We start from the raw sequence: 7,516 nt of genomic DNA, 5'->3' as shown, positions 1-7,516 counted from the left end.
GCGCCAGCCGGAACGGCAGGAACGGCCGCAATTCCTCCCGGAGCGATGGCAAGAGGCGCAGTGCGGCCATTGCAACGGAGGGAGATATTTTAGCGTCCTATGCCGCGTTTGCCCGGGAGCAGCTTGGCTGGCAGCCGGACGGCCATCCCGTCCTATTCGGGGAGCATCTGTATTTGTCACCGCTGCCGCGTGAAGCGCTTAATGGTCTCAAAACGGTGCGTCCCGGCTGGTACATAGGGCATGTCCGGAGCGGACGCTTCATTCCGGGCCACCCGCTCGCGACCGCGCTGACTCCCGGAGAGAGCCTGCGCAGTCTGTCGCTTGCCGGAGACGGGCCAGAAGCGGTGTCCTATCTGAAGGGGGAGACATTGTCGATTTCGGAGGACCGCCTGGCGATTGCCCCCGGCACATCGCCGAAGGGGTATGTACTCGTCTGTATCGACGGATACAGCGCCGGCTGGGGGAAATGGCAGAATGGCATCCTCAAGAATGAATATCCTGCGGGCTGGAGGTGGACTTAGATGGCAAAGTCAAAAGGCGGCGAAGGAAAAAAGCAGCGGCTGGATAAGATACTGTCCCATGTCGGCTATGGCTCGCGCAGCGAGCTCCGCAAGCAGGCCAAGCAGGGTCTCATCACCGTCAACGGCGTGATCGTGAAAGACAGCGGCGCGCATGTCGATCCCTATAACGATACAATCGAGGTGGCCGGCGAGACGGTTCTTTACCGTGAGCATATTTATCTCATGATGAATAAGCCGCCGGGCGTGCTGTCGGCGACGGAGGACAAACGGGACCAGACGGTGCTGGATCTGCTGGAGGAGCGCTATGCGGTGTTCGAGCCTTTTCCGGTAGGGAGACTGGATAAAGATACGGTCGGATTGCTGCTGCTGACGAGCGACGGACAGCTTGCCCATGAGCTGCTGTCGCCGCGCAAGCATGTGCCCAAGACATATGAAGCCATCGTGGAAGGCGAGGTCGGCCCGGACGATGTGACGGCTTTTGCGGAGGGGGTTAGACTGGAGGATGGTTATGTTACTTTGCCGGCGCAGCTGACTGTTCTGGGAAGGGAGCGCGGAAGACAGGTCATTTCGCAAATCTCCCTAACGATTACCGAAGGCAAGTTTCACCAGGTGAAACGGATGTTCCAGGCTGTCGGGAAGAAGGTTATCTTTTTAAAAAGAGTTTCGATGGGCAATTTGCCCCTGGATGCGAATCTTCCCGAAGGCGCCTACCGTGAGCTGACGAGCGAGGAGCTTAAGCTGCTCGGCGCAGAAATTTAACAATGGGATGCACAAGCCGGAATGACGCCGTATTATAATCAAACATAGAGACAAAAGATGCTCAGGGGATGGTGGAGAAATGAAATACAAGCTTATAGCGCTAGATGTTGACGGTACGCTGCTAAATGACGATCATATCTTGAGCCCCGAGAACAAAAAGACGGTGGCCGAGGTCACCAGACAGGGAGCCCGGGTCGTTCTCTGTACGGGAAGAAACCCGAAGAACGCCATTCCGATTATGCAGGAGATGGGACTGACCGGTTATGTGCTTGCCGATAACGGCGCCGTCACCGTGCAGGTAGAAGATCAGGAGGTTATTCATCAGTATCCTATGGACGGACGCGGACTTGATCCGTATATTGAATATTGCCGCAAACGTGATATCCATTTTGATGTAAATACCGCATTTGAGCTGTATGTCGACAATGTGGAGCATCTGACCCAAGAAGCCCATTTTATGTATGAGCATCTTCAGCTAGTTCCCGCGTCCTTACCGGCATGGAATGAGTTTCGTGAACCGATTGTCAAATTCACCGTATTTTCCACAGCGGAAATGATGGATGAAGCAGAGCGGGAGTGGAGCAAATGGATACGGTCGTTTAATATCCAGCGGAGCGGAGAGTTTTTCATTGATTTAATGCATCACGAAGCTTCAAAAGGCAATGCGCTGAAGAATCTGGCTAAGCAGCTGGGCATCCGTCAGCAGGACGTGCTGTCTATCGGCAACTATTATAATGATATTTCGATGCTTAATTTCGCGGGCCTCGGGATTGCTATGGACAATTCGCCTGTAGAAGTCAAAGCGGCGGCAGACGCGATCACCGGCACCAATAACGAAAATGGGGTATCGGAGGCTCTTATCAAATATTGCTTATCTTAAGTCGGATTTTTCATAAAAGAGTGCTCCTTAGCCTAAGCGGCCAAGAGCACTCTTTTGTTAACAGGGCGTATAATATCATGCAGGTCTAAGGCTGGCGCAGTCCTTTCGGATAATGGTTTTTGAGTTGGCCGGAGCTTGCTTTCCCCCAGCCAAGCGGCAGATGGTCCACAGTGACCAGCGTCCAGCCCTGCAGATCGCCTGGCACGGTCAGACTCTCGCCCCGCAGCCAGCTTCGTGCCTCGGAGCTTTCCGGGTCCAGAGCGAACGAACGCGCTGCCTGCTCCGGACAAAGAGCCATAGCGAGCGCATGCGCAGGCTCCAGCCTGTTCTTCTTCAGATGGGCCAGATGCAGACCTGCCCGGGGAATCCGCAGTCCGTGAAGCAGTTCCGGGGAAAAGGATTCGCCAAACGCAGAGGGGAGCAGGTAGAGCGAATCCCCGAACAGAACCGGAACGCCCTCTGCCCGGAATCCCGGGATTTCTGCGGCAGCCCATTCCCGGAACTGCCGGAATGCATTCTGCGCGGCGGCATCCGGTCTTCCGCCAGCACGTCCTTTACCACTCCGATTTCCGCGTTTTGCAGAGCCCTGCAACGGGTCTGCGGTTGAAGGATCAGGAGCTCCACCCTTGGCCAGCAGGGCTACAAAATGCCCTTCGCCTTTGTCCTGATGCGGCCACAGCCGTTTTGCCGCCAGCAGCTCCATATCGGGATAGGTTGCCGTAAGCCGCGCGATCAGCTCTTCATTTTCTTTCCTGTTGAACGTGCAGGTGGAATAGCCAAGCCGTCCGCCGGGCTTCAGCATAGTATACGCATCCTGTACAATATCCCATTGCCTGGCAGCGCACATTTCCACATGCGCCGGCGACCATTCGTTGATCGCGCCCTGATCTTTGCGGAACATTCCTTCTCCTGAGCAGGGGGCGTCAAGCATAATCCGGTCGAAGGTTTCCGGGAAGCGCCGCGCCAGATCGCTAGGATTCGCGGAGGTTACAAGCGTATGGGAAAGACCTAGCCGTTCCACGTTTTCCGCCAGGATTTTGGCCCGTTCAGGGTGGATTTCATTCGATACGAGCAGTCCCTGCCCTTTCATCAGGGAGGCGATATGGGTAGTCTTGCCCCCGGGAGCGGCGGCGAGATCAAGCACCGTCTCACCGGGCTTGGGGTCCAGCAGTTCGGCGGCGGACATGGCCGATGGCTCCTGTATATAATATAATCCGGCCTCATGATAAGGATGGCGTCCCGGCCGCGAGGGCTCCTCGTAGTAATAGCCATCGGGACACCAGGGAACAGGCTGAAGGCCGAATAGATACTCAGTTTTTTCAGCAGCTTTTTTCCCCGAAGCTGTGCGGGTTTTTAGCCCATTCATTCTTAGCCCTTGGGTCTTCGGCGCTGCATATGTATCCAGAAAGGCGTCCGTTTCGCTTCCCAGCATCTCTCCGATCATGGCTGTGTAAGCTGCGGGCAGCATTTCCCTATTCATTGTTGCATTCTCCTTTTTTTCATTTTATTCAAGAGGAATGAAGCGTTGCGGCACAAGGCATTGCGGCCTCACCTGCGAATGGTAACGGTTTTGTGTGTTGCCGTTTAGGACGGATGCCGATAAAATCTAATTAGGAGCTTAAGCAGTGCCTGTGTACATATGCTTAACTATATCATAATTGCCAAGCAAGGCCGTTTTTGAAAATATAAGAATTTATAAGCTCTAATGCTTATATCGTGTTCTTCTATTTCTATGAGTAACGGCACCATCCCTGAAGGGACGGAGAAGTTGTTTCTTCTTGGGCAATAGAAAAGGGGACTTACCATATGAATCTGCTGCAAGCGCTCTTCTTTCCGCCGGAGCAGCCCGGCGGTGTATCCTCAATGATTCCCTACTTGCAGGAACGCTTTCGATCAAGCCGCTGGGATATGGAACTGTTCTGGCTGCCCAAGCGCATCCGTGGAAAAGGCAGTGACGAAATCGTCTTTGAAACTTTCGATTGGACGCCTTACGGCGAGAGTCCGGTCGTACAAAAATATATCCAGACCTACCGCGATTATTTATGGTGGACAAAGCTGCGCCTGAATAAGCGGTTCGATTTGATTCACGCGCATCATCCAATAGCTGGAATGGCCATGAAGAAAGCGTTTCCGGATGTGCCGCTTGTTCAGACGGTCCACTCCAGCTACGAACGCGAGCTGATTTTGAACGGGAAAATTGCCGAGAACGGGCTGGAGCATGAGTTCCTGACTTTGATTTACCGGGAGCTGGAGGTTGTGAGCGACCGGCTGATGACCGTGTCACGGTCTTTTGCCGATTATATGTCGCATTACACGGAGAACCCGTCGCGTATCCAAATTATCCCGAACGGATTTGACGAAAAAAGGTTCAAGCCGGTCGCGCATGAAAACGATGTCCCGCAGCTGGTGACTGTCACCCGTCTTGTTCCGGCTAAAGGGATTGATGTGCTGTTCAACGCCTGCGCCGAGCTTAAAAAGCGCGGTCACGAATACGTGCTGCATATTATCGGCGACGGACCGTCCCGCTCCGATCTGGAGAATCTGGCGAGGTCGCTCGGTATATATAATGAGACCATTTTTTACGGCTATACCTTGCACCCCGAAGAATTTATGCCGTTTTTTGATATTTTTGTGCTGCCGTCCCGCGCGGAAGCCTTTGGCTCCGTATTCGCGGAAGCTGCGCTGAGTTGTCTGGCGCTCGTTGGAACAGATGTTGGGGGCATCCCGGAGCAGATCGAGGACGGTATCAACGGCCTGCTTGTCAAGCCCGATGATGTGATTGCCCTGGCGGATGCGCTGGAGAAGGTCATCACAGATCCGGCCTATCGTTATGAGCTGTCCCGTTCGGCATGGGATAAAGCCAAAAATCTGTACTCCCTGACCCGCATCGCCAATGAGCTGAAAAAGACGTATCTGCAGCTTCAGACCGGCAGCCAAGAATGAACGGCATGATCCCGTTTCGTTTTTTGCACGCCGCAGACTTGCATCTGGACAGCCGTTTTACCGGCCTATCTCATATCCCGGGACTCATTAGAGACTATCTGCGGGAAGCCGCCTTTGCCGCCCTAGGGCGGCTTGTTGCCGTAGCGCTGGAGGAAGCGGTCGATTTTGTCGTCATTAGCGGAGATGTCTACGATTCTGCCGACTCTTCGCTTCAGGGCCAACTGCGCTTTCAGGAAGCGCTGCTGGAGCTTTCCAGAAGCGGGATCGCGGTCTTCCTCATTCACGGCAATCATGATCCGCTGGACGGTCCGCGTCTTCAAATGGAGCTTCCGGATAATGTAACAGTCTTCGGCGCCGACAAGCCGGGCCAGGTCACCGCCGTACGCCGCATTGATGGGCAGGAAGCCGCAGTTGTAAGCGGAATCTCTTATCCTACGGCCAAGGTGACGGAAAATACGTCGCTGCGGTTTCGGCGGAAAGAGGACAGCGGGCTGTTCCATATCGCGCTCCTGCACGCGAATGTCGATGGCGATCCGGCGCATGAGACCTATTCTCCTTGTACCCGCAGAGATTTGATCGACTCCGGCTTCGACTATTGGGCGCTCGGCCATATCCATAAGCGACGGGTTCTCAATGAACGTCCCTTTATCGTATATCCGGGGAATATCCAAGGACGCAGCGTCAAGGAGACAGGACCCAAGGGCTGCTGCATCGTGGATGTGGACGCCTGCGGAATCGCTGCCCTGCGGTTCAAGGAATTGGATGAGGTCCGTTTTCTGATTCAGGATATTTCAATTGACAATATGGTCAGGGAAAACGAGTGGATCGAGGCGGTAGAACGGGCGGTGGATGAAATCCGGGAGGAGCATCCGCATATGATGTCCGTCGTCCGTTTTCGAATCACCGGCCGGGGCGCCGTTCACCGCATTCTCTCGGAAAGAGGGGCGGCGGAAGATCTGCTGGATGAGCTGCGCCGGCGCGAAGCGCTGCGGGCGGAACAAGGACGGTTCCATGGGCTTGTCTGGCCAGAAGGGTTCTCGCTTGAATCCGGAACCGAAGTTGACCGTGAACGTCTGCTTGCGGAAGACAGCTTTCTCGGCGAGCTGATGCGTCTCGCGGAGGAAAGCGCGGGGGATGGCAAAGCGCTGGACGAGCTTGTCCGGACCGCCCTGGCGCCTCTTGGGGAGAACCGTGAGCTAAGGCGGCTGCTGGCCGAAGCCGGGGAAGACGATATGCGCGTCTGGCTGACGAGGGCAGCCGAAACGGCCGTGACCCTGCTCAGCGATGTTCTGGAACCGGATGAAGAAAGTGATGATCGGCCCGGCAGCCGCCAAGGAGGTCGGTAAGATGAGAATTCAGCGGCTTGAAATCGGCGGCTTTGGCCGTCTTCACGCCAGGGAATTGGAGCTGTCAGCGGGATTGACTGTGCTGTACGGCCCTAATGAGGCCGGCAAATCTACGATGCTGCAGTTTATCCGCGCCATGCTCTTCGGAATTCCTGGAAGGAACTATCCGGCGGAAAGGTTAGAGCCTGTACATAGCAGCCTGCATGGGGGCGCCTTGACTGCCCGGGACGGACAAGGAAATACCTGGAGCATCCGGCGGTATGCCGGAGGTTCGGAGGGCGGAAAGGGCGATAGGCTCAAGATTACGTTAAGCGGCATCGACGGAAGCGTGGAAGAGCTCGGACAGGAGGAGCTGGAGAAACGTCTGCTGGGCGGCGTCTCCCGGAGCATGTTCCGCCAGCTCTTTGCGGTGACGCTGGACGAGCTTCAGGAGCTTGGAACCTTGCAGTCCGAGGAAATGAGCAGCTATTTGTTTCACGCAGGCATCGGCGGAGGAGGCGAAATTCTGCGGGCGGAGCGGCGTCTTCAGCAGGAAGCGGAGAAGCTTTACAAGCCCCGGGGAAGAACACAGGAAGCGGCCAAGACTCTTCAGTCGATCGAGAAGCTGGAACGGCAGATTGCGGAAAGCCGTTCTTATCTTCCGCGTTACAATGACAATACCGCAGCGCTGCGGGCTGCGGAAAGTGAGCTTGAAGAACTGGAGCGGCGGCGCCGTGAGGAAGGGGCCCGGCTGACACGGCTGCGCAAAGCGCTCGACATCCGTGAGCTGTGGCTGAAATGGGAAGCCGCCCGCCAGGAATTGCGGGAGCTGCCGGACTTTCCCTCTTTCCCCGAGGATGCTCCGGAACGCTGGCGGGATCTGCAGACACGGACCGGTAATGTGGCGCAGGGGGCGGTACGCGCCGAACGAAATGTCTCTGAACTCCAAGAGGAACTGGCCGGAATTGCCCAGGACGCCCGGCTGGAAGCGCAGGGTCCCCGGCTGGAACGACTTCTCCGCGCCCAAGGCGGCTATGAGAACCGGAAGACGGAGCTGCGGCGGCTGGAAGAGGAGCGGAAGCTGCTGC

At 55.9% G+C, this 7,516-nt stretch carries 7 protein-coding genes; 6 read left to right on the top strand and 1 reads right to left on the bottom strand.

Features of this window, described 5'->3' with window-relative positions:
• The 3 genes from L691_RS0123690 to L691_RS0123680 all read left to right on the top strand — a co-directional run.
• On the top strand, positions 1–521 hold a 521-nt coding region (locus tag L691_RS0123690; protein ID WP_025692758.1), incomplete at its 5' end, for an RsmF rRNA methyltransferase first C-terminal domain-containing protein.
• Complete coding sequence (locus L691_RS0123685) at positions 522–1,280, top strand: pseudouridine synthase (protein WP_025692757.1); 759 nt, start codon at positions 522–524, stop codon at positions 1,278–1,280.
• A gap of 79 nt (positions 1,281–1,359) precedes the next feature.
• On the top strand, positions 1,360–2,160 hold the full coding sequence (locus L691_RS0123680) for a Cof-type HAD-IIB family hydrolase (protein ID WP_025692756.1): 801 nt from the start codon (positions 1,360–1,362) through the stop codon (positions 2,158–2,160).
• 85 nt (positions 2,161–2,245) lie between these two features.
• Here the strand turns inward: L691_RS0123680 and L691_RS0123675 are convergent, their stop codons facing one another.
• Positions 2,246–3,640 (bottom strand): RsmF rRNA methyltransferase first C-terminal domain-containing protein, encoded by a 1,395-nt coding sequence (locus L691_RS0123675; protein ID WP_025692755.1) that lies wholly within the window; start codon positions 3,638–3,640, stop codon positions 2,246–2,248.
• 326 nt (positions 3,641–3,966) lie between these two features.
• Here L691_RS0123675 and L691_RS0123670 point away from each other — a divergent pair, with 326 nt between their 5' ends.
• The 3 genes from L691_RS0123670 to L691_RS0123660 form a co-directional block, all read left to right on the top strand.
• On the top strand, positions 3,967–5,103 hold the full coding sequence (locus tag L691_RS0123670; protein ID WP_025692754.1) for a glycosyltransferase family 4 protein: 1,137 nt from the start codon (positions 3,967–3,969) through the stop codon (positions 5,101–5,103).
• Positions 5,100–6,449: a metallophosphoesterase family protein gene (locus L691_RS0123665; protein WP_332249110.1), complete on the top strand. Its 1,350-nt coding sequence runs from the start codon at positions 5,100–5,102 to the stop codon at positions 6,447–6,449. The genes L691_RS0123670 and L691_RS0123665 overlap by 4 nt, the downstream gene beginning before the upstream one ends.
• Position 6,450: 1 nt before the next feature.
• On the top strand, positions 6,451–7,516 hold a 1,066-nt coding region (locus L691_RS0123660), incomplete at its 3' end, for an AAA family ATPase (protein WP_025692752.1).

The sequence above is a fragment of the Paenibacillus zanthoxyli JH29 genome (assembly GCF_000520715.1).
GTDB classification, from domain to species: domain Bacteria; phylum Bacillota; class Bacilli; order Paenibacillales; family Paenibacillaceae; genus Paenibacillus_AQ; species Paenibacillus_AQ zanthoxyli.
The sequence above is the reverse complement of the archived record's forward strand: the minus strand, read 5'-3'. Positions and strand labels throughout refer to the sequence as shown.